Genomic DNA, 25,251 nt, shown 5'->3' on the forward strand with positions numbered 1-25,251 from the left:
GGTCAGTGGTGGAGTGGCGCCTCCTCGGACCGCGCGGCGCCACGTTGGGCCGGCGGCGTGGCGGCGGCTCGCCGACGCCGTCGACGGCGGTACGTCCAGAGCGGCACCAGGACCACCGCGCCGATCCCGAGGATGAGCGCGGCCCAGGCCGGCAGGCCCCAGTCGTCGCCCTCGGCGCTGCTGTCCAGTTGCGCGTCGGGGTGCGGAGCGACGCCGAGGAGGTCGGCCAGCACCTCCAGGTACCTGCTGCCCCACTCCTCGCTCGGTTCCACGTAGGTGTTCTCGGTGAACTCGTTCCAGCTGATGATGCCGAGGGCATTGGGCTGGGAGAGCCGGGCGGCCGCGAACGACGCCCGCAGCGTCTCGCCGTCCCGGCGGGGCACCTCCCTTCTCCCGCCGATCTGGCGGGCGTCGAAGCCGGGCGAGACCGGGGCGATCCACAGTCCGCCTCGGAGCCGGACCGCCCGGGACATGGCGGCGAGCTTGTCCCGGCTGCGGTCGACGAGCGGGTCGGCCGACGACCAGTAGTAGGCCTGCCCGTCGAGGGTCGACTGGCTGTTCACCACCGAGACGCTCTTGGCGGTGCCGAGGACCTGCAGTTTCTGCTGCGCCTGGCGGACGGTGTCCGCGACCTCGGTGGCGGAGTAGCGGTCGCTGCCGTTCCAGATCACCACCGGCTGGTCGAAGATGCCGAAGACGGGATCGGCGGCCCAGCGGTCGGCGAACAGGGCCAGGTCGGCCCGGACGGTGGCCAGCGGCAGCGGCTTACGGCTGAAGTCGATGCCCTGGTAGACGATGCCGAGCCGGAAACTCTCGGCGCGGGCGACCTCGACCAGGGCGGCGAGTCGTTCGTCGAGCTGCTCGGTGTGTTTCCAGGAGACCAGGAAGCCGGTGATCCCGGCCGCCTTCGCCATCCGCACGTGCCGCCGCATGATCTCCTGGTCGTCGCTCGAATAGCGGCCGAGCACCGGGTAGTCGCTCTTCGCCCTGTTCCAGGAGGTGGGGTTGAACCAGATGTAGTAGTAGGCCAGCACGGGCACCGACGCCGGGGCCGCCGCGGTCGGCGAGGCGGCGGCGTCGGGTGCGGCCCGCGCCGGAATCGCCGGCAGGCTCGCCACGGCGGCGGTGGCCAGCACCAGCACCAGCCCGGCGGCGGCGCGGGGTCGCCACCGGCGCCGGCCGGGCCGCCGGGCGCGGAGGCGGAGCATCCGGAACGGGCGGCGCAGGTGCGGGCGGCCCAGCAGGACCAGCCCGACGGCCACCCCGAGCACCCCCACCGCGACCAGGGTCAGGTCGACGACGCTGATCACGGTGAGCATCACCTCCTGGTCCCGGCTGATGCTCACCGGCCGGCCGAAGGACAGCCCGCCGCCCCGCACGGTCAACGTGTAGGTGCCCCGGGGCAGGTCGGGGACCAGGACGGTGCCGTCCGGGCCGAACGGCAGCCGCTGCACCCGCCCGTCGGCCCGGGTGAGTTGGATCCCGTCGCCCGCCCTCCGGGGGAAGAACATGTCCGACGCGGTGAACGACACCTTGAAGAAGAGCAGTTGCACCACCCAGCTCTGGCGGTCCCAGGGCACGAACTTCTGGCCGGCCCGGTTGACCACCGAGGTGCCGTCCACCATCACCGCGTCCACCACGTAGTAGAGGTGCTTCGAGGTGAGACCGCGCGGACCCTGCTGGGTGCGGCTCTCGGCGAGCCAGAGCGGCTTCGCCAACTGGTCGCCGGCCACCTCGACGATCTCCCCGGTGTTGCTGCGCAACCGCATCGAGGTCACCCGCCGCACCGGCACCGGCGACTCGAAACGGTCGATGTAGCGCCAGCTCACCCGGCGGACGGTGCGCAGGCCCACCTCGACTATCCGGTCCCGGACGCCGTGGTCGACGCTGCCCCGGAACCGGTCGAGCACCACCCTGCGGTCGGGGGTCACCATGGCCGAGCCGACCTTGAGCCGCTGGTCGAGGCCCAGGAAGTTGCGGACCTTGATGTTCACCCGGCCGTGGGCGTCCGAGCGGGCGGTGTTTCCGTCGACGGCTACCGGGACACCGCGGATCGGCGGCACCATCTGCAGGTGCAGCGTGCCGGGCAGCGCGGAGCGGGGTGCGGCAGTGCCGGCGGCCGGGGCGAGCAGCACGCCCACGAGCACCAGGAGCAGCGGCAGCAGCAGCCGGCGGGCGGCCCTCACCGGGTCCGCCGCCGTCCGCGTACGGCCGCCGCGCCGACCAGCGCGACGACGAGGATCAGCACGGTGGCGTACGAGCCGTAGACCGGGCGCGGGTCGGTGCGCTTCATCGAGACCGGGGTCCGTTCGGCGCTGAGCAGGACGCCGGGGCGCGGCGGCGCGGCGAAGTCGAACGCGTCCAGGAACGTGTTCGCCTTGGCGTCCCGGCTGGCCAGGGGTTTCAGCCGCCAGTTGACCTCGATGAACTTGAGCACCGAGGTGAAGTCGAGCGTGGTGGAGTCGACCCGGCCCCGGCGGGCGTACGGGCTGACCAGCAGCGCCGGCACCCGGAAGCCGTAGCCGTACCGGTCGACCTGTGGCGGCTTCACGTGGTCGTACCAGCCGCCCCAGTCGTCGTACGACCAGATGAAGGCCGACGTGGACCACTCCGGCGACCGCATGAGCTGGGTCAGCAGCGCCCGGACCAGGTTCTGCCCGGCGCCGATGTTGCCGGGCGGGTGCTCGCTGTTGCCGGCCGGCGCGATGAACGAGACCGCCGGCAGGTCGCCCTTGGCCGCGTCCGCGTAGTACTCGTCCAGGTCGACGATCTTGGAGAACAGGCGCGGGTCGTCGACGTAGCGGGCGTATCCGAGCAGCGGGACCCAGATGACCTGGGCGCCCCGGTCGATGTCCTCCTCCTCGACCCGGGAGCGGAACGTGATGGTCGGGTCGTAGTTCTGCACGTAGAACTTCCAACTGATGCCGGCCGCCTCCAGCCGGTCGAAGATGGTCGGGATGTCCCCCCAGCCGGTCGGCGGGATGGTCTCCGACTTGCCGGCCGCGCCCGGACCACCGGTGACCCGGTACATGTGGTTGCGGATGCTGCCGGAGTGCGACGAGCTGAAGAAACGGTCGAAGAGCACGTACTCGTCGGCCAGGTTCCAGTAGTAGGGCAGGTCCCGGTCGTCGTAGTAGGCCATCGCCATCCGGCCGTCCTTGCCCGCCTTGCTCACCCCCTCCACGAAGCCGTTCATCCGGCCGCCGTTGTACTGCTGGGCGAACGCGTCGGCGGAGTGGTCGAGGTCGATCGCGCCCAGCTTGCCGATGTGGAACGGCTTGACGCAGGGCTCGGGCAGGTCCGAGCGGATCGGCATGCAGACGTCCTTCGGGAACCCGTCCACGCCGGGCCGGGTGCCGAAGTAGTTGTCGAACGTGTGGTTCTCCTGCATGAGGAAGACCAGGTTCTCGATCGGCGTGGTGGGCGCGGCCGGGGCCTTTCCCGGGGGCGCGGCCGAGGCGGCGTCCGGCACTGCCGCCCCCACCACCAGGGCCAGCAGTACGACGGCGGCCGACGACCACCCCATCCGGGTCCGGCGGGTCATGGGCGCACCTCGTAGATGATGATGACGGGAACGGGGACGGTACGGCCCGAGGCGTCGGCCCCGCCGACGTACTCGGTGTGCACGACGCGGCCGTGGTAGCGCCGGACGAGGGTGTTCAACCGGTCGGCGAAGAACGTGGAGCGCCGTGCGGAGAACGAGTCCCAGACGATGTAGTGCAGGTTGTTGTTGCGCAGCCAGCCGTCCGGGTTGCTCAACGCCACGTAGGACGGATTGCGGTGCAGCGGGTTCGGGCTGACCGACAGTCCGTAGCTCTGCCGCTGCCCGTAGTAGCGGATGATGTTCGACATGGACGGGCCGAGCGTCAGGATCACCGACCCGTCGGGGGTGTGGTCGGTCAGCCACCGGCCCGCCTCCCGCCCGCCGGGCACGCCGCCGGAGCCGGCCAGGAAGTGCGCTCCGCCCTGCTGACTGACCGCCCGCCAGCACGGCACCAGCAGGCTCAGCGCGACGGTGGCGACGGCCGCCAGCCGGACCGTCCGGATGACGCGCCGGCGCGGCGCGGACCGGAGCCGGCGGAGCCGGGCCAGCCGAGCCGGCACCGGCAGCAGGACCAGCGCCCGGGCGGCGAGCAACGCCAGCGGCACCACCACCGGCAGCAGGTACTGGAACCCCTTCACCGGCCAGAGCTGGAAGAAGACCACCGGGACCGCGATCCAGGACAGCAGCAGCGTCTCGCGCCAGCTCCGCCGCCGCCGGGCCCACCACAGGCCGCCGAACGCGGCGAGCAGCACCAGCAGCCCGACCGCCGAGGGCACGGTCTCCAGGTAGAACGACATCGGGTGGTTGGGCCGCCGGAAGAGCTGCCAGACGAGGTAGTTGCGCCCGGTCTCGGTGCGGCCGGCGAGCGCCTGCGAGACCGGATGGGTGGCGAAGACCAGCGCCAGCATCGGCAGCGCGACGAGCGTGGCCCGCACCGGCCGGCGGACGTCCGGGGTGAGCGCCAGGAACGCGTAGATGCTGCCGGCCAGCACGACGCTCGTCTCCTTGGCCAGCATGGTCACCCCGAGCATCGCGGCGGTGGCCACGTACCAGAGCGTGTCCCGCTGCTGGACGAACCGGACCATGCAGTAGAGCGTCAGGGTGGCCAGCAGCACCATCGGCCCGTCGAGCAGCACCTGGCGGGTCACCACCACGTGGTACGGCATCACGGCCGTCAGCAGCGCCGCGATGAGCCCGACCCGCCGGTTGTAGAGCCGCGCGCCGAGCGGATACACCGCGAGCACGGTCAGCACGCCGAGGACGACGATGACCAGCCGCCCGGCCACGTCCACCTCACCGACCCGGAAGAACGGCGAGAGCAGCGTCTGGACGAGCATCGGATGGGCCCGGAACACCGGGAAGTAGTCGGTGTACAGGGGGTTGCCGGCGAGCGAGGCGGCCTGCCCGGCGTACACCGCCTCGTCGCTGTTGAAGCCGAACGCGTCGATCTCCCAGGTGCGGACGAACAGCGCCAGCACCGCCACGCCGGTCAGCACGCCGGCCACCCGCCACCGTGGTCGCCGCAACACCGGCAGCCAGGACGGCGGCGCGACCCCGGGCCACCGCCTGCGCCAGTCTCGTGGCGCGTCGCCGCGGCGCTGCTCCGGCAGCGTGTCGGTGACCGGTTGGAGCACGCTCACGCCGGCCCTCCCGCCGTCGTCAGGTCACCGCTCCAGCGCGGCCAGGGCTGCGCGGGCACCACCGGGGCGCGCCGGCCGGTCCGTTCCTCCCGCAGCATCCGGGGAATGTCGTCGGCCCAGCCGAACGTGTCCGAGACGACGACCCGGCTGCGCACGTGGGACAGGAAACCGGCGAGGATCTCCCGTTCCCGCGCCCGGAGCTGGGCGTACCCCTGGCCGTCGATGGTGATGGACGGCGCGAGGTACCGGAACGGCGGGAAGCCGTACGCGTCGTCGGTGTTCTCGATCATGCGGTCGAGCGTCTCGGCCGCGTCCAGCTCGGTGATGTCGGGTTTGCCGCGCTCGATGACGAACAACTCCTCCACCCGGGTGGTGGTGCCGATCCGGCAGGGCACCAGGCGGTCCACGCTGTACTTGGGCGGCGGGATCAGCAGTTGGGTGATGGCGTTGATCCCCATGATCGGCACGTTGAACCGGCTGAGCGTCAGCGCCAGCGATCGACCGCCCTTGGAGTGCAGGCGGCTCTGCAGTTGCAGCCGCCGCCACTCGGCGGGGGTGAGGTCCTGGGCCTGCACCGCCCGCAGCGTGTGCGCGCTGATGGTGAGCGGCTTGGGGAAGCAGGTGGCCACCCCGTCCGGCCGGACGATCGTCATGTCGTCGGAGAGGAAGAGGCCGCCGTGGTCGCGCAGCAGGCGCAGCACGGTGGCGGTCTTGCCGGTGTCGGTCAGCGCGGAGAGCATCACGCCGACGCCGTCGAGCGTGACGCACGCGGAGTGCAGCAGCATGTGGCCCCGGGCCACCATGACGAACCGGAGCAGCGCCTCGACGATGTTCGTGTAGACCACGTGCGGGGAGCGGGCCAGCAGCGGACCGACCTGGATCTCGATCGGTGGCCCGAGCTGGATGCGGAAGTTGGCGCCCAGCCGGCCGAGCTGCTCCTCGTAGCGCAGCACCGACTGGTCGGCGTACTGGGTCATGGCCGCCCGGCGCTGCGGTCCGCGGCCGCCGACGTCGCTGACCCGCACCGCGATGTCCACGTCCGAGTCGGCCACCCACTGCGCCCGGAAGAACTCCAGCTCCGGCAGCATGATCTGGGAGCCGATGGTCACCACGCCGGCGACGTCGTAGCGGTACTTCAGGTACTGGTAGCGCCGGCGCGACGGGGTGCTGGGCGCCTCCGAGGCGCCGGCGACCAGCAGTCGCACCGGGTCGCGCCGGGCCTTGTCGACGGCGGTGTAGATGACCCGGTCGTTGACCAGGAACCGCACCAGGAAGAGCGCCGACAGGGTGACCGCGTTGGCGACCAGCACCCCGACGCCGGCCCACACCAACGCCTGGAGCACGGGCAGCCGCAGCAGCAGCAGGGCGTTGTTGAGCAGGAAGAACCGGGCCGCGCGGGCGGCGAACGAGCCGTGCCGGTTCCGCCGGTAGATCAGGCTGTCGACCAGCAGGAAGTTCCATGAGGTGGACACCTGGGTGGCCAGCGCCGCGCCGACCAGGTGGTGCATCCGCGCCGGTTCGTAGCAGAGCCAGAGCGCGGCGGTGTTCACCACCATGCCGGAGAGGCCGATCATGCCGAACGCGATCATCCGGCCGAACTCCCGCAGGCGCTCCACCCGGGTGCGCGGGCTCCGGCGGATCTGTCCGACGAGGCGGCGGCCCCGCAGCCGGGCCAGGTGCCGCAGGAAGGTCACCCCCTCCCGCAGCGAGGCCTTCGACCGGCCGCCGTGCCGGGGCGCCATGTCGTACGCCACCTCGGCGACCCGGGCGCCGGGGTGCCGCACCAGCAACTCCAGCAGCACCTTGAAGCCGAGCGGGTTCATCCGGTCCAGGCGCACCGCCGACCGGCGGAAGGCGAACAGCCCGCTCATCGGGTCGCTCACCGTCGCCAGCCGACGCGGGAACATGCCCTTCACCAGTCGGGTCGTCCAGGACGAGGTGACCACCCGGAACGCGCCGTCGAGCCCGCCCGAGGAGCCGCTGCCGGCGTACCGGGTGCCGATGACCACGTCGACGTCGTGCCGCATGGCGATCCGGGCGAGCGTCGCCGCCGCCTCCGGCGGGTGCTGGAGGTCGGCGTCCATCACCAGCACCCATTCGCCCCGGGCGTGGGCCGCGCCGAGCAGGACCGCGCCGCCGAGGCCACCGGAGCGGGCGTGCGGCGGCCGGTGCAGCAGCCGTACGGTGATCGGCGCCTCCGCGGCCATCCGGGTGAGCACGCCCGTGGTGCCGTCGTCGCTGTCGTCCACCACGAGGAGTTCGGCGTCGAGCGGCGCGAGCAGCGGGCCGAGTCGGGCCAGCAGAAGCGGAATGTTCGCTGCCTCGTTGCGGGTCGGCACGATGACGGTCAGTCGGGGCGGGCGGTCCTCGCCCGCCGTGCGCAGTTCCTTCAGTCGCACGTCCGGCTCGTCCCACCGGTCGCGAACTGCTGGTCCGACTCTGTCCATGACAACCCCCACGGCCGGCATCGGCGGCGTACGCCACCTCATCGACGTTCACTGATTGGAAACCGTCCGCCGGAAATGGACCCACGGCCCGGAGCGCAGGCAGGAGCAGAGAGCCCCAGCATGGGGTGGCGACTCGGATACGCAGAGGGTACGCAGGGTTAACAGTGGGCTTCCAGAGCCTGAAAAGTCAGGACGCCGACATAGCCAATAAGCGCAGTTGATCGCCACGCTTCACACATAGATGAGTTGACGATGCAGGTCAGAGCCGGTATGGCGAAGATCGCTCGGGTTGCCGCGCGAAATCGGAAAAGCAAGTACGCCACCGCCGCGACAAATCTCGTCACGACCGTGGCGTACTTGTGAAGAACGATTCCCCGCCGCCCGGCGGCATTGCGTTAATTGCACACCCGGAGGCGCGATTACCCGGGGGGCGTCAGCCGGACGAACCCGGCGGCGGGGCGGCGTGCAGGGCGGTGAGGAAGTCGGACCTGCCGGCGTCGCTCCAGTCGCAGAGCGTCCCGGCCGGCGCCGCGCCCCGGCATCCCACGGAACTCTCCACCGAGGTGCCCTCGCCCCACTCGTTGTAGGTCGTGACGAGCTGCCAGAACGCCCCGGAGGCGTTCATCCGGGTCACCCCGGACCGCCAGCGGTCCAGGTTGCGGGAGAGGAACGGCGCCCGACCGTACGTCACCCCGGCCTTCCAGAAGCCCGGCGAGACGGTGTACGCGCCACCGGGCGCCTGGCTGAAGTCGGACTCGGCGCGCGCCGGGGCGTACTGGTGCCAACCGTCCACGGTGACGCTGCCGGCGCAGTCGCGGTACCCGGAGAACACCTTCAGGTCGAGGTAGATGGACTCGCCCCAGAGCTGCTGGAGCAACGTCCGGGCCCGGATCCAGCGGTTGATGGTCTCGCACCCGTCGGCCATGGTCAGGTCGTGGGCGTTGTAGACGAAGACCACCATCCCCCGGCCGGGCAGCACAGCCAGGGACGAGCGGTCCCCACCGTAGGTGCGCCGCAGGTAGTGCAGGTCGGCGGCGATCTGGTCGGGGGTCGGCCGACCGTTGCCCTCCGGCTCGTAGTAGGGCGCCCAGGCGAAGCCGGTGTCCCGCGCGCCGCGCACGATCGCCGGCCAGTGCCGGTCGGTGGTGGTGCCCTGACCGAACCAGGACGCGATGCCGACAGTGATCCCGCCGTACCGCATGTCCGCCACCTGGGCCCGGACCACCGTCTCGTCCACGGTGTAGCTGCCCCGGCTCGGCAGGTAGTTGGTGTAGGGGTTCAGGCCGCGCTGGTTCCACGCCTCCGGGAACCAGGGGTAGTAGAACGCGGCCCGGACCGAGGTCGGCGTCCGCACCGACAGCCGTGCCGACGCCTGGCGCCGCAGCGCCGCGCCGACGCCCTCGACCACCAGCGTGAACGTGCCGGCCCGGGCGGAGACGGAGGTCTGCACGGTCACCACGGCGGAGGCGCCGCTGGTCACCGTGGCCGGCGTGACGCTCGCGAAGACCCCGGCGGGCAGGCCGGTCACCCGCAGCGCCACCGGCTGCGGCGCGCCGCTGACGGTCGTCGTCCCGACCGTCAGTCGGGCCGGATACCCGGCCACCGCGGTGACCGTGGCCGGCGCGACGGCGAGCGAGAAGTCGTCGACGACGGCGCGCGGCACCGCCGACGCCGCCGAGGCGGTCGACAGGGCGGACACCAGCACGGTGGCCACCACGGCAAGACGTCTGAACATGGACACTCCTCGGCATCGCCCTGCGGATTCGACATCAGGGCAACGCGGGAGCGGCGGATCAGGTGACTCGGCGAGCGCCGCTCGGATGCGGGCCGCGCCTCACCAGATGCGGCGCCGTCCGGCACGGTGGTTGCGGACCCCGCACGGCCGCCCGGGCGGCGGGCCCCCGGCCCGCCGCAGGCGCAGCCCGACCACGGTCGCGAGCAGCGCGGTGACCGCCACCGCCGCCGCGCCGACGACCATCGGCCGGGAGAACGGGCCGGTCTCGGTCACCGCCGCCACCGGCACCCCGGGTGCGTCGCCGGTCGTCGCCGCCGAGCGGGTACGCGGCGCCGCGCTCGCCGCCGGTGTCGCCGCCCGGGTGGTACGCGCCCCGGCGCCACCCGAGGCCGCCCGGAAGTCGACGTCGGAGCAGGAGTAGTAGGTGTCCTGGGTGTTCGAGTTCTGCCAGATGACGTAGATGATGTGCCGGCCGGTGCGCCCGGTCGGCAGCCGCCCCGGCATCTCGTAGGCGCCGTCGCGGATCGGCGGGTCGGTGACCGCCAGGAACGGCTTGGCCTCCACGTCCGCCCAGGTCAACCGCCGCTGCGGGGTGTACGAGTCGGTGGTCACGTAGAACCGGAACGTGCCCCGGTGCGGGATGGTGGTGCGGTAGCGGAAGGTGTGCCGGGCGCCGGCGGTGAGCGTGGTGGCCGGCCAGTCCGCCCGGGGCAGGTCCAGCCCCCGGTAGGCGGAGAGTCCGCCGCTGCACAACTCCCCGTCCGGGATGCGTTCCCGGTCCCGCCCGTCGATCCGCGCCACCCGGATGTTGTCCCACTCGCGGACCGCGGCCCCGGCGGCGATCGCGGCCCGGCAGGCGGGCGTCCCGGCCCGACCGCCCTCCGGCCCGCACGCCGCGCCCCGGCTCATTGGGCTGGTCGGCGCCCCGTGGGCGCTCGCCGGCACGGCGGGAAGCAACAGCGTCGCGGCGACGGCGGCGAACGCGACAAGCGCGCGACGTGTGCCCATGTGATCGACCTCCCGGGCACTGGTACGTGCGGGAGACGACAAAGGTTCGATGCCCGTCGGTGCCACGACCGGTCAGGCTCGGCTGGCCGAACGGACATCCGGGGCGGCGAGGCGGCCGGGAGGGGCCATACAGTGTCGGCACCCCGTGACCAAGGAGCGCGTCTTGCCTGAGCCGGCACAGCCTTCCGAGCCGCCCACCGCCGCCCCGGCGACGGGCCCCCCGGCGGGTGCCGTCCCGCCCGGCGCACAGCCGTACCTGCTGGTGCTGCCCACCGTGGAGGGCGCGCCGTCGCCGATGCCGTGGCCCGGCGCGGAGGGCGCGCCCGCCTGGGCCATCCCGGTCACCGTGCCGCCCGGCACCCAGGGCTACGCGCTGTTCGTGCCGCTGGTCCCGTCGGCGCCCCCGGCCGGCGTGCCCGCCCAGGCGGCGGCGCCCGCCGTCGAGACCGCGCCCGCCGGTCCTCCGCAGCCGGCGCCCGCCGCCGGCACGCCGACCGGACCGGCGGACACCTCACCGACGCCCCCGGCCGTCCCGGACCTCGTGCCGGGCCCGCCCGACGCCGCCCCGGCCGCCGGTGCGACACCGGCCGCGACCACGCCGCCCGCCCCGGGTGCCACGTCCACGGGCCCGGTCGCGCCGCCCGCCCCGGGTGCCACGTCCACGGGCACGGTCGCGGCGTCGGCTCCGGCCGGACCGGGACCGCAGGCCGCTGCCGGCCCGCCCGGTCCGCACGCGGCCCCGGCCGGTCCTGGTGGCACGGCGCCACCGCCCTACCAGGACATGCGGCCCTGGGCCGCCTACCCGCCGCCGCCCGGCTGGGCCCCCCGGCCGCCGAAGCCCCGCACCTCGTTCCTGGGCGCCCGGTGGCCCGGGCCGAAGCCGGCCACCGGACGGGCGGCGCCGCTCGCGGTGCTGGCCGGCGCGCTCGGCAGCGCGGTCTTCGTGCCACTGAGCCGGGTCGGCATCGGCTGGTTCCTCGGCTGGCTCACGCTCACCCTCGGGGTGCTGCTGGCGGTCCGGACCCGGACCACCGAGCTGCCCCGCGCCGACCGGCTGATCCGCGCCGGTTGGGCCGCGGCGGCGCTGGCCCTGCTCGCCGTGCCGGCGTTCCGCAACGCCTGGTGGCTGGTGACGTTCTGCGTGCTCGGCGCGCTGGGCTGCGCCACCCTGGCGATCATCGGCGGCCGGCTGGTCCGGTCCATCCTGTTCGGCCTGGTCGCCACGCCGTTCGCCGCGCTGCGCGGCCTGCCCTGGGTGCGCCGGCACGTCGCCGCCTCGCCGGAGGCCACCACGGTCCGGAAGATCACCGTGTCGGTGGTGGCCACGCTGGTGCTGCTCGTCGTCTTCGGCAGCCTGCTCGCCTCGGCCGACGCGGCGTTCTCCGAGGCGCTGAGTGCCCTCGTGCCCGACGTCGACCTCGGTGTGGTGTTCCGGGGCCTGTTCCTGGCCGCGGTGGGTGGGCTGATCGTGGTCGCCGCGCTCTACACCCTCGCCGCCCCGCCCGACCTGTCCACCGTGGACCGGCCGAGCGCGCGTCGGCTCGGCCTGGTGGAGTGGGCGCCCGCCATCGGGGCGTTGACCGTGCTCTTCGCCGGCTTCGTGGTGGTGCAGTTCACCACCCTCTTCGGCGGGCAGCGGCACGTGCAGCGGGTCGCCGGGCTCAGCTACGCCGAGTACGCGCGCAGCGGCTTCTGGCAACTGCTCTTCGTCACGCTGCTGACCGTGGCGGTGCTCGGCGGCGTGACCCGGTGGGCCCGCCGGGAGCGGCCGGTCGAGCGCACGGTGCTGCGCGTACTGCTCGGGCTGCTCAGCGCGTTGAGCGTGGTGATCGTGGTGTCGGCGCTGTCGCGGATGTGGACCTACCAGAAGGTCTACAGCTTCACCGGTGAGCGGATCTTCGTGATGGCGTTCGAGATGCTGCTCGGCGCGGTCTTCCTGATGATCCTGGCCGCGGGCGTGAAGTGGCAGGGCCGGTGGATCCCGGGCACCACGGTGGCGCTGACCGTGGCGATGCTGCTCGGCCTGGCGGTGCTCAACCCGGAGGACTACGCGGCCCGGCGCAACACCCTGCGGTACGAGCAGACCGGCAAGATCGACGCCTGGTACCTGCGGGCGCTCTCCGCCGACGCCACGCCCGCCCTCACCAAGCTCCCCGACCCGGTGCGCCGCTGCACGTTGAGCTGGATCGCCGACGACCTCGCCCAGCCCGACCCCTGGTACGCCTGGAACCTGGGCCGGCACCGCGCCCGCCAGGCCCTCGACCGGGTCGGTCCGGGCGCGGTCGGCGGCCCGAAGGACTGCCGTCGCGCGGACCAGTTCGACCTGCCGAAGACCCGGCGCCCCCGCTGACGTCACCGCCCCCGGGCCGCGCACACCGCGGCCCGGGGCGCCGCGGTGGCCCGACCTCAGTCGCCGACGCGCAGGGCGAGGATCGCGATGTCGTCGGCGACCGGGCCGAGCTGGTAGGCGGCCACCCCGTCGCGGACCAGCTCGACCAGCCGCCGCGCGTCGCCGTCGGGCGCGCCACGCAGCAGCTCCACCAGTCGCTCCTCGCCGAAGAGGCCGCCCGGGCCGCGCGCCTCGATCACCCCGTCGGTGTAGAACAGCACGGTGTCGCCGCGTCCCAGGGCGACCGACCGGCGCCCGAGCCGGACCTCGGGAAAGGCGCCCAGCAGCACGCCCGGCACCACGATCACCTCGACCCGGCCGTCGGCCCGGCGTACCAGCGCGGGCGGGTGTCCGGCGGAGGCCACGTCCAGGTCGGCCCCGCCGTCGCGCACCCGCAGCCGGGCGCACACCACGCTGAGGAACCGGTCGACGTCGGGGTCGTCCCGCAGCCGGGTGTGCAACTGGCGCAGGGCGGTGGCGGGTTCGGCGAGCGCCGCGGTGATCCGCAGCGTGTGCCGGGCCAGCCCGGTCACCGAGGCGGCGTCCACGCCCCGGCCGGCGACGTCGCCGACCACGAGGACCCACTCCCGGTCGGTGGCCCCGCCGACCGGGAACACGTCGTAGAAGTCGCCGCCGACGCCGACCGAGTCACCGGCCAGGTAGACGGCGGCCAGCTCCGCGCCGGGCACCCGCGGCAGCCGCGAGGGCAGCAGGCTGCGTTGCAGGCGTACCGCGGTGGTGTGCTCCCGCTCGTAGAGCTGCGCCCGGGCGAGCGCCTGACCGGCCAGCCCGGCCAGGGTGACCAGGAAGGTGCGGTGCGCGGGCTCGAACTCCTGCACGTCGGCGTACCCGAAGATGAGCACCCCGGCGGCGGTCCCCCGGCCCTGCAACGGCACCATCGCCCACGACCGGTTGGTGCTGCGCCGCACCGCCTCGGCAACCTCGGGATACAGGTCGACCAGCGGCCGGATGTCCGGGAAGAAGTGGGGTTCCCCGTCCCGGAAGGTCGCCGCGATCGGATGGGCGGCGGCCCGGCCGACGGACTTCCACCGGGTCGGTGGCTCCTGGCCGGTGGGCGCGAACCGGATCCGCCGGCCGCTGTCGTCCAGCAGCGCGACGGCCGCGAGGGCCGCCTCGGCGGCCGGACCGGCGCCGTCCCGGACCGCGTCGACCACGTCGGCCACGGAGACCGCCTGGGAGAGCGCGGCGGTGAACTCCTGCACCCGGCGGGCCCGCAGTTCCTCACGCCGGCGGCGGGTCACGTCGGTGACCAGGACGGCCACCGCGCCGGCCCGGCCACCGGAGCCGGGCACGGCGAGGAAACTGCAGAGGTACGTCCGGCCGGCCCGGACGAACTCCACGTCGCGGACCTCACCGGCGTCGGCGACCTCCCGCATCAGCGGTTCGAGGATCGGCCCGAGATCGGGGAAGAGGTCGGGCACCCTCCGGCCGAGGTGGTCCGCCACCGGGTGCCCGTTCCACTCCGCCAGGACGGCGTTGATCCGGAGGTAGCGCAGGTCGGTGTCGAGCAGGGCGACCCCGACCGGCGCGTTCTCGACGAGCGTGTCGAGCGCGGTGAGCATGGTGGCCCGGTCGGCGGTGACCTGCTCGACACCGAGCGTCGCCTCGTCGGGCACCTCGTCGAAGACGGCCGCGACGCCGACCGGCCCGACCGGGGTCGCCCCGTGCACCGGGTAGTAGCTGCCCCGCCACCGTCGTCGGCCGGGCCGGCCCGGGGTGGCGCCGACGACGTCCAGGTTGACCAGCGCCCGCCCGGTGTCGAGCACCTGCCGGAGCTGGTCGGCGAACGACTCGGGCAGGTCCGGCAGCACCTCGCGCAGGTGCCGTCCGACGTGGTCGGCGGCGGGCCGCCCGTTGATCTCGGCGGCCCGCTGGTTGGCCGTGACGAAGCGCAGGTCCCGGTCCAGCACGCTCACCCCGACCGGCAGGTGGAGCAGGATCGTCTCCAGCAGCGCCTGGTCGATGGCGGCGACCGTGGGCGTCCGACCCAGGGCGGCCACCGGTGACGGGCCGGGCGGCCCGGGCTCGTCGGCGACCGGCCGGCGCGCGCCGTGCGGCAGCCCGGCGGCGCGGACCCGTCGGGCCGCGGTCGAGGCGAGCCCGATCGCCGCCGCCACGGCGCCGGGCGGCACCGCGCCACGGAAGCCGAGGCTGATCGCGCCGATGACCGTCCCGTCGCCGCCGGGATGCCAGAGCGGCGCGGCCACCAGGCCCTCGACGTCGGCGGTGGGCAGGCTGGCGGTCGCCGGGAAGCGGATCAGCCGCTCCCGGAAGGAATCCGCCTCGATCACCTCGCCGGTGCGGGCGGCCCGGGAGATCCCGACCGGCGCGGCCAGCGGGAAGTGAGCCCACGTCTCGGCCAGCTCGGGCACCATGCCGACGTGGTGTGCCAGGTCGAGCCGCGTGCCGTGCGGGTCGAGCAGGACGAGGACCGCCACCTCCGCCCCGGTGCGCGACAGGACGTCGGCCGGGAGCAGATCGTCGTCACCGACCGTGAGCGCGGCCCGATCCGTCATGCTGCTCTCCCCCACCCGACCGCGGGCCGAACGGTCGGACCCGGGCTGACGCTACCGCCGCCGGCCCGTCCGGGCCATCCATCGTCCGCCGGACCGCTCCGGAGCTGTCGGTCAGCTCACATCCGCCGGGAGCCGGTCAGGCCGGGCCGCCGCCGAAGCCGATCTCGTTGCCGTCCGGGTCCCGGAAGATCACCTTGCGGACGCCGTTGTCGTAGGTCTCCCGCTCGGCCGGCTCCAGGCCGCGCGCGGCCAGCCCGGCGAGGCGGGCGTCGAGGTCGTCGACGAAGAGGGTGTGCATGGCGTGGCCGGCGTGCTCCGGCCGCACCTCGATGTAGAGGTAGCGGTGCTCGGCGAGCTGCCACACCACCTCGACGTCGTTCGGCAGGAAGGCCGGGTCGCCGAGGAGCCGCTCGTACCAGGCGAGGGCCGTCGCGCGGTCGCGGACCGGCACGCCGGCGAAGAGGTCCACCGTCATCCGGTCATGCTAGGCCCGTCCACGTGCCGACGGGGGCTCACGCCGTAGCGGCGTTTGAACGCGGCGCTCAGGGCGAACGAACTGCCGTAGCCCACCCGGCGGGCCACCGCGCCGACCGTGGCGCCGGGCTCGCGCAGCAGGTCCGCCGCGAGCGCCAGCCGCCACCCGGTGAGATACGACATCGGCGGCTCGCCGACCAGTCCGGTGAAGCGCCGCGCCAGCGCCGCCCGGGAGAGCCCGACCTCGCCCGCCAGCGACGCCACGGTCCACGACCGGGCGGGTTCGTGGTGCAGCATCCGCAGCGCCCGGCCGACCACCGGGTCGGCGTGTGCCCGGTACCAGGCCGGCGCCGCCGCGCCCGGTCGGGCGAACCACTCCCGCAGCGCGGCGATGAGCAGCAGGTCCAGCAGCCGGTCCAGCACCGCCTCCTGGCCGAGGTCGTCCTTGCCGATCTCGGCGGCCAGCAGCGGGACCAGCGGGGAGTCCCAGGACGCACGCGGCACGACCGCCAGCGCGGGCAACGCGTCCAGCAGCCGACCGCCGACCGCGCCCCGGACCGGGTACGTGCCGGTGAGCAGCACGGTCCGACCGTCCGGGCCGTTGCCCCAGGTGCGTACGCCCAGCCCGGTCATCTCGAACAGCTCGCGCCCGTCCGGCGTGGTGCAACGCTGGCCCGGGTGGATCACCACCTGCGGTGACGTGGCCGGATCGTCCGCGACCGTGTACGGGTCGGGGCCCCGCACGATCGCCACGTCCCCGGCGCCGAGCGGCACCGGGGTGCCGTGCGCGGGCACCAGCCAGGCGTCCCCGCGTACCACCGCGACCAGGGTGAGCGGCGCCTCGTCCCGGATCAGCATCGACCAGGGTGGGGTGAGGATCGAGCGGAGCAGGAAGGCGCCCCGGGCGCGGGGCCCGTCGAGCAGGCCGGCGACGACGTCCACGGAGACGATTACACACAGGATCGCGCGTTCTGGCCATGGTCCGTCTCACCGGACGGCGGTGGGATGAACGCATGCGACTCGTGCAGCACCTGTCGTTGCTCGCGGCCACGGTCGGAGCCGGGCTGATGGCCGGGCTCTTCGCCGCCTTCGCCTACGCCGTCATGCCGGCGTTGCGGGGCGCCGACGACCGCACCTTCGTGGACGCCATGCAGCGCATCAACGTGACCATTGTCAACGGCCTCTTCCTGCTGATCTTCCTGGGCACGCCGGTGCTCGCCGCGCTGGCGGCGATCCTGGCCTGGCGCGGCGCGGGCCGCCCGGCGCTGCCGTGGATCGTCGCCGGGCTCGTCCTCTACCTGGTGGCGGTCGTCGTCACCGCCGCGGTCAACGTGCCGCTGAACGACGCGCTCGCCGCGGCCGGCACGGCCGACCTGGACGCCGCGCGACAACGCTTCGAGGCCACCTGGGTGGCCTGGAACGTGGTCCGGGCGCTGGCGAGCACGGCCGGCTTCGGCGCGCTGTGCGGGGCGCTGCTGGTCACCGGCCGCCCGATCGGGTGACGTGGTCGCGCCGACCCACCGCCGCCCGGGGTTCCGGAGGGCGGTGGGCGACGGAGCCCGCCGGCTAGAACCCGCTCCACGGACGGGCCGAGCACTTCCAGGTCTTCCCGTCGTCGTGCGAGACGCAGACCGCGAGGACCTTCCCGATGACGGGAAGGCTGAACGTGAAGATGTGCGCTCTCGTCTTCGCGTACGGGACACCGGACTTGCCGGCGACGTCGACCAGCGCCCATCCCGGATCCGGTCCGTCCAGCGTCGCCACCCGGCGCAGCGATTCGACGTCGCCGCCGTCGAGGAGCGTCCTGATCTCCGCCGCCGAGGGCTCCCGGTCACCGACCAGGGTCGCCACGGTGGACGGGCCGGTGACGGCGACGCCGTTGGCCTTCTCGAAGGCGCCCTTCGTCCCGCCCACGGTGGTGTCGCCGGGGAGGTCGAGGGTGAGGATCTGGTCGGTTCCCCGGCGCGACAGGAGGCACTCCCAGATGGACTTGCCGTTGGCGACGCACATGGTCAGGCACCAGTCCCGGCCGCCCGGCACCGACGAGGCGAAGATCAACGACGTGGTCCCCGTCCCCCCGTCGCCCCGGCCGTCGTAGGTGCCGTCGGCGAGGTCGGCCATGGTGGTGCCGAGGATGTCCCGGCCGCCCGGCATCGTGCCCACGACCTCGACGCCCTCGACCTTCTCGCCGGCGACGAGCGCGGCGAGCTGCTCGCCGGTCAGGGTACGGCCGCCGGCGTCCACGGCCAGCACCTTGTCCAGGTCGCCGACGGGCCGGCCGGTCAGATCCTCGAACTGCCGGAGCATCGTCCCAGGGCCGCCGGGGTGGTCGGTGATCGTCGTCCGCGCCTCACCGTCGGCCGCGTGCGACGGGGTGTACGCGGCCGTCAGCGCGACGACCAGGGCCGCGGCGACGACGCCGGCGCGCCTGATGATGGTGCCTGGAGCTGTCATCCTGTCCTCGCTTCTTGTCTCGATGCGGTCGCCACCGACCGCGAACGGGCTACCAGCGGCACTCGAACACCGCGCCCACGCCGTTGGACGACGGCCACCAGCGGCAGTGCCTGTCGATCCAGTCACCGACGTCGGAGATCGTGTCCACGATCCACGCGAAGACCGCCTTGATCGCACCCCAGAGGCTGAAGTAGACGACGGTCGTCTCGGGCGTGCCGCCGGCCCCGTCGACGACGTCCTTCACCGACATGGCGGCATCGGGCTTGTCGACCGTGCCCAGCACCCGCACCCCGCTGTCGTCCTTGCCGGCCAGCAACGCCTCGATCTGCTCGGGGGTGCGCTGCTTGCCGTCGTCGACCGCGACGATCGCGCGGTCGACCGTCACCCGGCCACTGCCGGTGACCGCCTGTTCGATGGCGGCGATCTCACCCAGCGTGAGGTCACCGCCGAGCGCCGGGCCGGTGAACCGCCGGACCGAGACGCCACCGGACGGGCCGACCCGGATCTCGTCCGCGGCGATCATGTCGTCGGGGCCGAACGGGTCCCAGGCGAACGTCCACTGCCCGTCGAGACAGCGGAACTGGCCGTACACCCGGCCCTCGGGCTCGGTCACGGTACGGACGACCGCGTCCCGGTCGTCGGTGTACCGCGCCACGCAGCCGGTGCCCCCGTCCGGCGTCTTGTCGGTCTGGGCGACCGCCGCGGAGGACATGGCCAGCACCGTCGCGCCGACCACCCCGATCACCGCGAGGCGGCGTGTCGAGCGACTCATCGAACACCTCATTCCTGGCTGGGAAACTGGTGTCCGCAGAGTGCCGGGCCGTCCGGAAACGGCCCGGAAAGGACCCGGAAAGCGGGCGTCAGCGACGCGGCGCGGCGTCGAGCTGTTCGAGGTCGGCGCGGATCGCGTCGGCGCCGGCGTCGCCGAGTTCGTCGAGGATGCGCAGGGCGCGGCGCCACGCGGTCCGGGCGGCGCCGAGGTCGGCGAGCGCCCGGTGGCTGCCGCCGAGTTTGACGTACGTGCCGGCCTCGGCGTACCGGTCGTGGACCTGCGCGAAGAGTTCCAGGGCGTGCTCGTAGCAGGCGATCGCCCGCCGGTCGTCCCCGAGCTGCTGGTGGGCGTGGCCGAGGCTGTCCCAGGTGTCGGCCTCGCCCTGCACGTCGTCCACCTCCCGCAGGATCCGCAGCGCCTCGCCGCACGATTCGAGGGCCCGGTGGTGGTCGCCGAGCAACGTCTCCTGCCAACCGATCGCGTTCAGGGTGTAGCCCCGCCCCGCGCGGTTCCCCGCCGCCCCGAACAGGGTCAGCGCCCGCCGGGAGTGGTCGAGCGCCTGCGGGTACCGCTCCTGTCGCTCGGCGAGCTGACCGAGGTTCAGGCAGGTGTGCGCCCGCCCGGCGTCGTCGCCGATGTCGGTGAACAGGTCCAGCGCACGTCCCAGGTGGTCGTCGGCCTCGTCGTACCGGCGGAGCCGGGAGCAGGCGAGACCGAGACTGCGGTGGGCGTGGCCCTGCCCGGCCCGGTCCCCGATCCGGGACGCGGCGGCGAGCGCGATCTGCTGCGTGCCCAGCCAGTCCTGCCAGTGCCCCTGCCGGTGCAGGAAGCCGGCCATGGCCCAGGCGAGCCGCCAGGCGTGCCCCTCGAAACCGGACCGCGCCGCGAGCGGCACGGCGGCGAGCAGCGCGGGGAGTTCGGCGGTGAGCCACGCCGTGGCGGCCGCCTTGCCGGTGGGGCGTTCCGGCGTCACGCCCGCCCCCGGCGGGGCGAGGCCGATCTCGCTGAAGTGCGGATGCAGCGCCAGGTCGGCGGCGTGCGTGGCGTGCAGGTAGTGGTCCAGCAGCCGGCGGACGGCGTCCCGGCGGTCGGCCGCCGGCTCGGTGGTGTCGGCGAGATCGGTGGCGTACGCGCGCAGCAGGTCGTGGAACGCGAAGCGCCCGTGGGTGTGCTCGGTGAAGAGGTTCGCCCGGGTCAACTCGGCGAGCAGGAGGCCACTCGTCCTCCGGCCCACGCCGGCCAGGCTGGCCACGGCCGGGGCGGAGACGTCCGGGCCGGGATGCAGGCTCAGCAGGCGGAACAGCCGGGCCGCGGGTTGGCTGAGCGTCCGGCAGGACCAGGAGAGGACGGCCCGGACGTCGGTGAGCTCGTCGCCGCCGTGGAAGGCGTCCAGGTCGCCCAGCTCGCCGGCGATCGCGGCCAACGAGAAGTGCCTGTTGGTCACGGCTCGGGACGCGACGACGGCCAGGGCGAGCGGCAGCCGCGCGCAGCGGACGGCGATGTCGTCGGCCGCGGCGGGTTCGGCGGCGACCTGGCTGGCCCCGAGCCGACGGACCAGCATCTCGCGGGCTTCGCCGGGGCTCAGGAGATCGAGGTTCACCGGCTGGGCGCTCTCGGTGACGACCAGCGGGACGAGCTGGTCGCGACTGGTGACGACCGCGAGGCAACCGGGCGAGCCGGGCAGCAGCGGGCGGACCTGTTCGGCGTCGCGCGCGTTGTCCAGCACCACCAGCAGTCGCTTGCCCGCCACCGCCGTGCGGTACAGGCTCACCATGAGATCCGGTTCGCCGGGCATCCGGGCCGGCGGGACCCCGAGCGCCTCCAGGAACCCGTGCAGCACTCTCGCCGGTGCGGTCGGGGTGGCCGCCGGGTCGAAGCCGCGCAGGTTGGCGTAGAGCTGCCCGTCGGGGAAACGCCCGGCCGCGCGGTGCGCCCAGTGCACGACGAGCGCGGTCTTGCCGACGCCCGCGGTGCCGGACACCACCACGGCGCCGCCGCGCCCGGCGAGCGCGTCGAGGGCGGCGATCTCCGCGTCGCGCCCGGTGAACGTCGGCAGCGCGGGCGGGAGCTGCGCCGCCACCGGCGCCGCCGGCGCCACCGCCGGGGTGGGTGCCGGCGCGGGTGCGGCGATCGCCGGGTCCTGCCGCAGGACGGCGCACTCCAGGTCCCGCAGCCGCGGGCTCGGGTCCATGCCGAGGTTCTCGCGGAGGGTGTCGCGCAGCCGGCGGTAGGTGGCGACCGCCTCGCCCTGCCGGCCGTCCCGGTACAGGGCGAGCATGAGCTGCGCGTGCAGGTGCTCGTCGAAGGGATGCTGCCGGACCAGCCGTTCCAGCCCAGGGACGAGCCGGGCGTGCTCGCCGACGGACAGCCGGGCCTCGACGAGCGCCCGCTCGGCCTCCAACCGCAGGCGGCCCAGGTATTCCGCCTGCTCCTCGAGCCACCCGACGCCGGAGACGTCGGCCAGCGGCGGCCCACGCCACAGGGTCACCGCGGCGGTCAGGTGGGCCACCCGCTCGGTCCGGTCCGCCGACCGCCGGGCCAGGTCGAGCAGGTGCTCGGCGACCTGGACGTCCGTCGACCCCGGCCCGGTGTCGAGCAGGTAGCCCGGCCGGCGCGCCACGATCGACCCGGGATCGCCGAGCACCGCGCGCAGGTAGGACACGTGGCGTTGCAGCGTGGTCGCGGCGGTGGCCGGTGGCTGCCCGCCCCACGCCACCTCGACGAGCCGGTCCACGCTCACCACCCGGCCCGCGCGCAACGCCAGGGTGGCCAGCACCGCCCTGCGGCGTACGCCGTTGACCGCCTGCGGGCGGTCGGCGACGACCACCTCCACCGGCCCGAGCAGCCGGATGCGGACGCCCGCGCCATCCATCGATCCCACCGAATCACGCTAATTCCCGGACCGGGCGGGCCCGATCCGTTCGTCGCGCACTGGACACCACCCGCGCGGGAAGGTGTGGTCCACGCCGGGTTCGTTCACGGCAGGGCCTTGACCCCGGCGCGAGCGGCACCCTAACTTCCTGAACATCAGGAAAGTTTGTTCACTGTTTCGCATCGCCAACCGCCCGGGAGGGCACATGCGCGGAACGTTCCCCCGCCGGCTCGCCACCGTCGTCACCGCTCTGACCGTCCTCGCCGCCGGCACCCCGGTCGCCGCCGCCCAGGCCGCGCCGTCCGGGGCGGCCCAGCGGGACGGCTTCCACCGGGTCGGCTACTTCACCCAGTGGGGCATCTACGGCCGGGCCTTTCCGGTGAAGAAGCTCGACACCTCCGGGGCCGCCGCGAGGCTGACCCACATCAACTACGCGTTCGGCGACGTCACCGCCGACGGGCTCTGCGCCTCGGGCGACGTCTGGGCGGACTACCAGCGCCCGGTGTCGGCCGAGGAGAGCGTCGACGGGGTCGCCGACGCGGCCGGCGAATCGCTGAACGGCAACTTCGACCAACTGCGCAAGCTCAAGGCGAAGCACCCCGGCCTGCGGGTGCTCCTCTCGCTCGGCGGCTGGAGCTGGTCGACGTACTTCTCCGACGCGGCCCGCACGCCGGAGTCCCGGCGGGCCTTCGTCACCTCCTGTGTGGACCGGTTCGTCAAGGGCGACCTGCCGGTGGTCGGTGAGGTCGGCGGGGCCGGCTCGGCCGCCGGTGTCTTCGACGGCATCGATCTGGACTGGGAGTGGCCCGGCTCGGCGGGTGAGCCCGGCAACGTCGTCCGCCCGGAGGACAAGCAGAACTTCACCGCGCTGGTCGCCGAGTTCCGCCGCCAGCTCGACGGCTACGGCCGGGTCACCCGCAAGCACTACGAGCTGACCGCGTTCCTCCCGGCCAACCCGGCCGCGATGGACGCCGGCTTCGAAACCAGGAAGATCTTCAAGGACCTCGACTTCGCCACCGTCCAGGGCTACGACTTCCACGGCACCTGGGAGCCGGTGACCAACCAGCAGTCGGCGCTGCGCCGGCCGGCCGCCGCTCCGGACAACCCGGACTTCACCGTCGATCGGGCCATCGGCGGCTGGCTCGACCGGGGCGCGCCGCGCGGCAAGCTGGTGCTCGGCATCCCGTACTACGGCCAGGGCTGGACCGGCGTGACCGGCGGCGGCAACGGCCTGTTCCAGCCGGCCACCGGCCCGGCGACGGGCACCTGGGCGCCCGGCAACGAGGACTACAAGGTGCTCAAGAACCTGCCCGCGCAGGGCTACCGGGTGCACCGCGACCTGCGTTCCGGGCACGCCTGGCTCTTCGACGGCACCACCTTCTGGACCTACGACGACCCGGTCACCGTGCTGCAGAAGACGCTCTACATCCGCAAGGAGCGCCTCGGCGGGGCGATGGTCTGGTCGCTCGACGGTGACGACGACCGGGCCACCCTGACCCGGACGATCGCCGCCGGCCTCCGGACCCGCTGACCCACCCGCACCGACGCGCCGCCGCGCTTCCCCGATCCGGGACGCGGCGGCGCGGCCGTCCGGGGGCGCGGGCAGGCCGCAGTCAGGTCAAGCAAAAACGGCACCTCTCGACGAGAGATGCCGTTTGACCTGCACAAACACAAGGTGGAGCCGAGGGGACTCGAACCCCTGACCCCCACACTGCCAGTGTGGTGCGCTACCAGCTGCGCCACGGCCCCTTGCGGTCGTCCCGGTCGCCCGGGCACGGGAAGAACTATACACACGCCGCCAGGCATGGTCATCTCGCGGGGGGTCCCCCCGAACAGGGTCAGTTCAGCGCCACGTCCGGCGGGAAGTGGGCCACCGCCGCCATCATGCCGCCCTGGCGGCGCAGCACCATCGGCCAGAGATCGTCGGGCCGGTCGACGAAGGCGTCACCGGGCAGCGCGTCCAGCACGAACCAGGACCCCTCCTCGATCTCCCGCTCCAACTGGCCGGCGCCCCAACCTGAGTAGCCGGCGAACACGCGGATCCCGCCGACCGCGTCACGCAGCTTCTCCGGGTCGACCGAGAGGTCGATGGTGCCGACCGCGCCGGAGACCCGGTGGAAGCCCTTCACCGGCGTGACCGGGTGACGCATCCGGGCCAGGCAGATGGCCGAGTCGGGCTGGACCGGGCCGCCCTCGAAGAGCACCGCGGGCTCGCGCGCCAGGTCGCTCCAGTCGCCGAGGACGTCGGCCACCGGGACCTCGGTGGCCCGGTTCAGCACCACGCCGAGGGCGCCGCCGGGCTCGTGGGCGACCAGCAGCACGACCGTACGGTCGAAGTTCGGGTCCTTGAGCACAGGCGTCGCGACCAGCAGTCGTCCGGTCATCGACTCCATGGCTCGGCCACCGATCGCCTGCCCCTCACCCTGCATGTCCGACACCCGTCAGTCGTGTGCCCGCGCGGGCCCGACGTCGTCGACCGTCCACCCTGTCAACGCCATGTCACGCACCATAGCCTGCGTCCCGCCCGCTGGCTAAGGTCTGACCGGCGGGTGATCGCAACGGATCGAGGGAGGGTCGGATGGCGGCGGAGGCCGAACTGGCGGTGATCGGCGGGTCGGGTCTGTACGCCCTGCTCGACGGGGTGGAGCACGTGGTGGACACCCCGTACGGCGCACCGTCGGATCCGGTCACGATCGCCGAGGTGGGCGGGCGGCGGGTGGCCTTCCTGCCCCGGCACGGACGCGACCACCGGCACCCGCCGCACCGGATCCCCTACCGGGCCAACCTGTGGGCGTTGCGCTCGCTGGGCGTACGCCAGGTGCTGGCGCCCTGCGCGGTCGGCGGCCTGCGACCGGAGCTGGGTCCGGGCACGTTCGTGGTGCCGGACCAGTTGATCGACCGCACCAGCGGGCGGGCGCAGACCTACTACGACCGGGGCGCGGTGCACGTCTCGTTCGCCGATCCGTACTGCCCGGCGGGGCGACGGACGCTGCTGGACGCGGCGGGAGGCCGGGGCGTGCCGGCGGTGGACGGCGGGACGGTGGTGGTCGTGGAGGGCCCGCGCTTCTCCACCCGGGCGGAGTCGCGCTGGTTCACCTCGATCGGCGGCTCGGTGGTCAACATGACCGGGCACCCGGAGGCGGTGCTCGCCCGCGAGTTGGCCCTCTGCTACACGTCGATCGCGCTGGTCACCGACCTGGACGCGGGCGTCGAGGCGGGCGAGTCGGTCACCCAGGAGGAGGTGTTCCGGGTGTTCGCGGAGAACACCGACCGGCTGCGCGGGCTGCTGCTGGACGCGGTCGCCGCGCTTCCCACCGAGCGGGACTGCCCGTGCGGGGACGCGCTGGACGGCATCACGCTCCCGTTCCCGCTGCCCTGA

17 protein-coding genes and 1 tRNA gene are annotated in these 25,251 nt (G+C 73.8%); 4 read left to right on the plus strand and 14 right to left on the minus strand.

The window, feature by feature from the left end; genetic code table 11:
- Window positions 1-2 precede the first annotated feature (2 nt).
- The 6 genes from H1D33_RS19150 to H1D33_RS19175 form a co-directional block, all read right to left on the minus strand.
- Window positions 3-2,186, minus strand: coding sequence for a glycoside hydrolase family 71/99 protein (locus tag H1D33_RS19150; protein WP_181571839.1), 2,184 nt, complete (start codon window positions 2,184-2,186; stop codon window positions 3-5).
- Entirely contained in the window at window positions 2,183-3,544 is a 1,362-nt protein-coding gene (locus tag H1D33_RS19155) for an alkaline phosphatase family protein (protein ID WP_181571838.1), read from the minus strand. The genes H1D33_RS19150 and H1D33_RS19155 overlap by 4 nt, the downstream gene beginning before the upstream one ends.
- Window positions 3,541-5,184, minus strand: a complete 1,644-nt coding sequence (locus H1D33_RS19160; protein WP_181571837.1) for a glycosyltransferase family 39 protein — start codon at window positions 5,182-5,184, stop codon at window positions 3,541-3,543. Before H1D33_RS19160 ends, H1D33_RS19155 begins: the two co-directional genes overlap by 4 nt.
- Entirely contained in the window at window positions 5,181-7,583 is a 2,403-nt protein-coding gene (locus H1D33_RS19165) for a glycosyltransferase (RefSeq protein ID WP_181571836.1), read from the minus strand. The genes H1D33_RS19160 and H1D33_RS19165 overlap by 4 nt, the downstream gene beginning before the upstream one ends.
- A 481-nt stretch (window positions 7,584-8,064) precedes the next feature.
- Window positions 8,065-9,366, minus strand: a complete 1,302-nt coding sequence (locus H1D33_RS19170; RefSeq protein ID WP_181571835.1) for a glycoside hydrolase family 71/99 protein — start codon at window positions 9,364-9,366, stop codon at window positions 8,065-8,067.
- 99 nt (window positions 9,367-9,465) lie between these two features.
- Window positions 9,466-10,374 carry a lytic polysaccharide monooxygenase auxiliary activity family 9 protein gene (locus tag H1D33_RS19175; RefSeq protein ID WP_181571834.1) on the minus strand — a complete coding sequence of 303 codons (909 nt, stop codon included), beginning with the start codon at window positions 10,372-10,374 and terminating at the stop codon, window positions 9,466-9,468.
- Between the two features lie 163 nt (window positions 10,375-10,537).
- On the opposite strand from H1D33_RS19175, the gene H1D33_RS19180 reads away from it, so the two are divergent.
- Window positions 10,538-12,724, plus strand: coding sequence for a DUF4153 domain-containing protein (locus H1D33_RS19180; RefSeq protein WP_181571833.1), 2,187 nt, complete (start codon window positions 10,538-10,540; stop codon window positions 12,722-12,724).
- Between the two features lie 56 nt (window positions 12,725-12,780).
- Here the strand turns inward: H1D33_RS19180 and H1D33_RS19185 are convergent, their stop codons facing one another.
- The 3 genes from H1D33_RS19185 to H1D33_RS19195 form a co-directional block, all read right to left on the minus strand.
- Window positions 12,781-15,300, minus strand: coding sequence for a SpoIIE family protein phosphatase (locus H1D33_RS19185; RefSeq protein WP_181571832.1), 2,520 nt, complete (start codon window positions 15,298-15,300; stop codon window positions 12,781-12,783).
- A 136-nt stretch (window positions 15,301-15,436) separates the two neighbouring features.
- Window positions 15,437-15,775: a VOC family protein gene (locus tag H1D33_RS19190; RefSeq protein WP_181571831.1), complete on the minus strand. Its 339-nt coding sequence runs from the start codon at window positions 15,773-15,775 to the stop codon at window positions 15,437-15,439.
- Window positions 15,772-16,716 carry an AraC family transcriptional regulator gene (locus H1D33_RS19195; protein WP_181571830.1) on the minus strand — a complete coding sequence of 315 codons (945 nt, stop codon included), beginning with the start codon at window positions 16,714-16,716 and terminating at the stop codon, window positions 15,772-15,774. The genes H1D33_RS19190 and H1D33_RS19195 overlap by 4 nt, the downstream gene beginning before the upstream one ends.
- 71 nt (window positions 16,717-16,787) lie before the next feature.
- Here H1D33_RS19195 and H1D33_RS19200 point away from each other — a divergent pair, with 71 nt between their 5' ends.
- Window positions 16,788-17,276: an anthrone oxygenase family protein gene (locus H1D33_RS19200; protein ID WP_181571829.1), complete on the plus strand. Its 489-nt coding sequence runs from the start codon at window positions 16,788-16,790 to the stop codon at window positions 17,274-17,276.
- Between the two features lie 64 nt (window positions 17,277-17,340).
- Here the strand turns inward: H1D33_RS19200 and H1D33_RS19205 are convergent, their stop codons facing one another.
- The 3 genes from H1D33_RS19205 to H1D33_RS19215 all read right to left on the minus strand — a co-directional run bounded on the left by H1D33_RS19205 (window position 17,341) and on the right by H1D33_RS19215 (window position 21,872).
- The gene (locus tag H1D33_RS19205) at window positions 17,341-18,228 is read right to left on the minus strand and encodes a hypothetical protein (RefSeq protein WP_181571828.1); all 888 of its coding nucleotides are present in this window, start codon (window positions 18,226-18,228) and stop codon (window positions 17,341-17,343) included.
- A gap of 49 nt (window positions 18,229-18,277) precedes the next feature.
- Window positions 18,278-19,000: a hypothetical protein gene (locus H1D33_RS19210; protein ID WP_181571827.1), complete on the minus strand. Its 723-nt coding sequence runs from the start codon at window positions 18,998-19,000 to the stop codon at window positions 18,278-18,280.
- 88 nt (window positions 19,001-19,088) lie between these two features.
- A complete protein-coding gene (locus H1D33_RS19215) occupies window positions 19,089-21,872 on the minus strand; it encodes an AfsR/SARP family transcriptional regulator (protein WP_246412183.1) in 2,784 nt (927 codons plus the stop codon).
- Window positions 21,873-22,077: 205 nt separating this feature from the next.
- Between H1D33_RS19215 and H1D33_RS19220 the strand changes: the two genes are divergently transcribed.
- Window positions 22,078-23,403: a glycoside hydrolase family 18 protein gene (locus H1D33_RS19220; RefSeq protein WP_181571825.1), complete on the plus strand. Its 1,326-nt coding sequence runs from the start codon at window positions 22,078-22,080 to the stop codon at window positions 23,401-23,403.
- A gap of 145 nt (window positions 23,404-23,548) precedes the next feature.
- Here H1D33_RS19220 and H1D33_RS19225 read toward each other — a convergent pair.
- Window positions 23,549-23,621: transfer RNA gene (locus tag H1D33_RS19225), tRNA-Ala, on the minus strand.
- Window positions 23,622-23,710: 89 nt separating this feature from the next.
- Window positions 23,711-24,301, minus strand: coding sequence for a YqgE/AlgH family protein (locus tag H1D33_RS19230; RefSeq protein ID WP_181572669.1), 591 nt, complete (start codon window positions 24,299-24,301; stop codon window positions 23,711-23,713).
- A gap of 149 nt (window positions 24,302-24,450) precedes the next feature.
- Here H1D33_RS19230 and H1D33_RS19235 point away from each other — a divergent pair, with 149 nt between their 5' ends.
- Window positions 24,451-25,251 carry an S-methyl-5'-thioadenosine phosphorylase gene (locus H1D33_RS19235; protein ID WP_181571824.1) on the plus strand — a complete coding sequence of 267 codons (801 nt, stop codon included), beginning with the start codon at window positions 24,451-24,453 and terminating at the stop codon, window positions 25,249-25,251.

The sequence above is a fragment of the Micromonospora ferruginea genome, from assembly GCF_013694245.2.
GTDB classification, from domain to species: domain Bacteria; phylum Actinomycetota; class Actinomycetes; order Mycobacteriales; family Micromonosporaceae; genus Micromonospora; species Micromonospora robiginosa.

What these genes read in the sequence shown, in the direction of transcription:
- H1D33_RS19235 (WP_181571824.1), top strand. Translation starts at nt 24,451, where the DNA reads ATGGCGGCGGAGGCCGAACTGGCGGTGATCGGCGGGTCGGGTCTGTAC.
- H1D33_RS19230 (WP_181572669.1), bottom strand. Translation starts at nt 24,301, where the DNA reads ATGCAGGGTGAGGGGCAGGCGATCGGTGGCCGAGCCATGGAGTCGATG.
- H1D33_RS19220 (WP_181571825.1), top strand. Translation starts at nt 22,078, where the DNA reads ATGCGCGGAACGTTCCCCCGCCGGCTCGCCACCGTCGTCACCGCTCTG.
- H1D33_RS19175 (WP_181571834.1), bottom strand. Translation starts at nt 10,374, where the DNA reads ATGGGCACACGTCGCGCGCTTGTCGCGTTCGCCGCCGTCGCCGCGACG.
- H1D33_RS19190 (WP_181571831.1), bottom strand. Translation starts at nt 15,775, where the DNA reads ATGACGGTGGACCTCTTCGCCGGCGTGCCGGTCCGCGACCGCGCGACG.
- H1D33_RS19215 (WP_246412183.1), bottom strand. Translation starts at nt 21,872, where the DNA reads ATGGATGGCGCGGGCGTCCGCATCCGGCTGCTCGGGCCGGTGGAGGTG.
- H1D33_RS19170 (WP_181571835.1), bottom strand. Translation starts at nt 9,366, where the DNA reads ATGTTCAGACGTCTTGCCGTGGTGGCCACCGTGCTGGTGTCCGCCCTG.
- H1D33_RS19205 (WP_181571828.1), bottom strand. Translation starts at nt 18,228, where the DNA reads ATGACAGCTCCAGGCACCATCATCAGGCGCGCCGGCGTCGTCGCCGCG.
- H1D33_RS19155 (WP_181571838.1), bottom strand. Translation starts at nt 3,544, where the DNA reads ATGACCCGCCGGACCCGGATGGGGTGGTCGTCGGCCGCCGTCGTACTG.
- H1D33_RS19200 (WP_181571829.1), top strand. Translation starts at nt 16,788, where the DNA reads ATGCGACTCGTGCAGCACCTGTCGTTGCTCGCGGCCACGGTCGGAGCC.
- H1D33_RS19185 (WP_181571832.1), bottom strand. Translation starts at nt 15,300, where the DNA reads ATGACGGATCGGGCCGCGCTCACGGTCGGTGACGACGATCTGCTCCCG.
- H1D33_RS19210 (WP_181571827.1), bottom strand. Translation starts at nt 19,000, where the DNA reads ATGAGTCGCTCGACACGCCGCCTCGCGGTGATCGGGGTGGTCGGCGCG.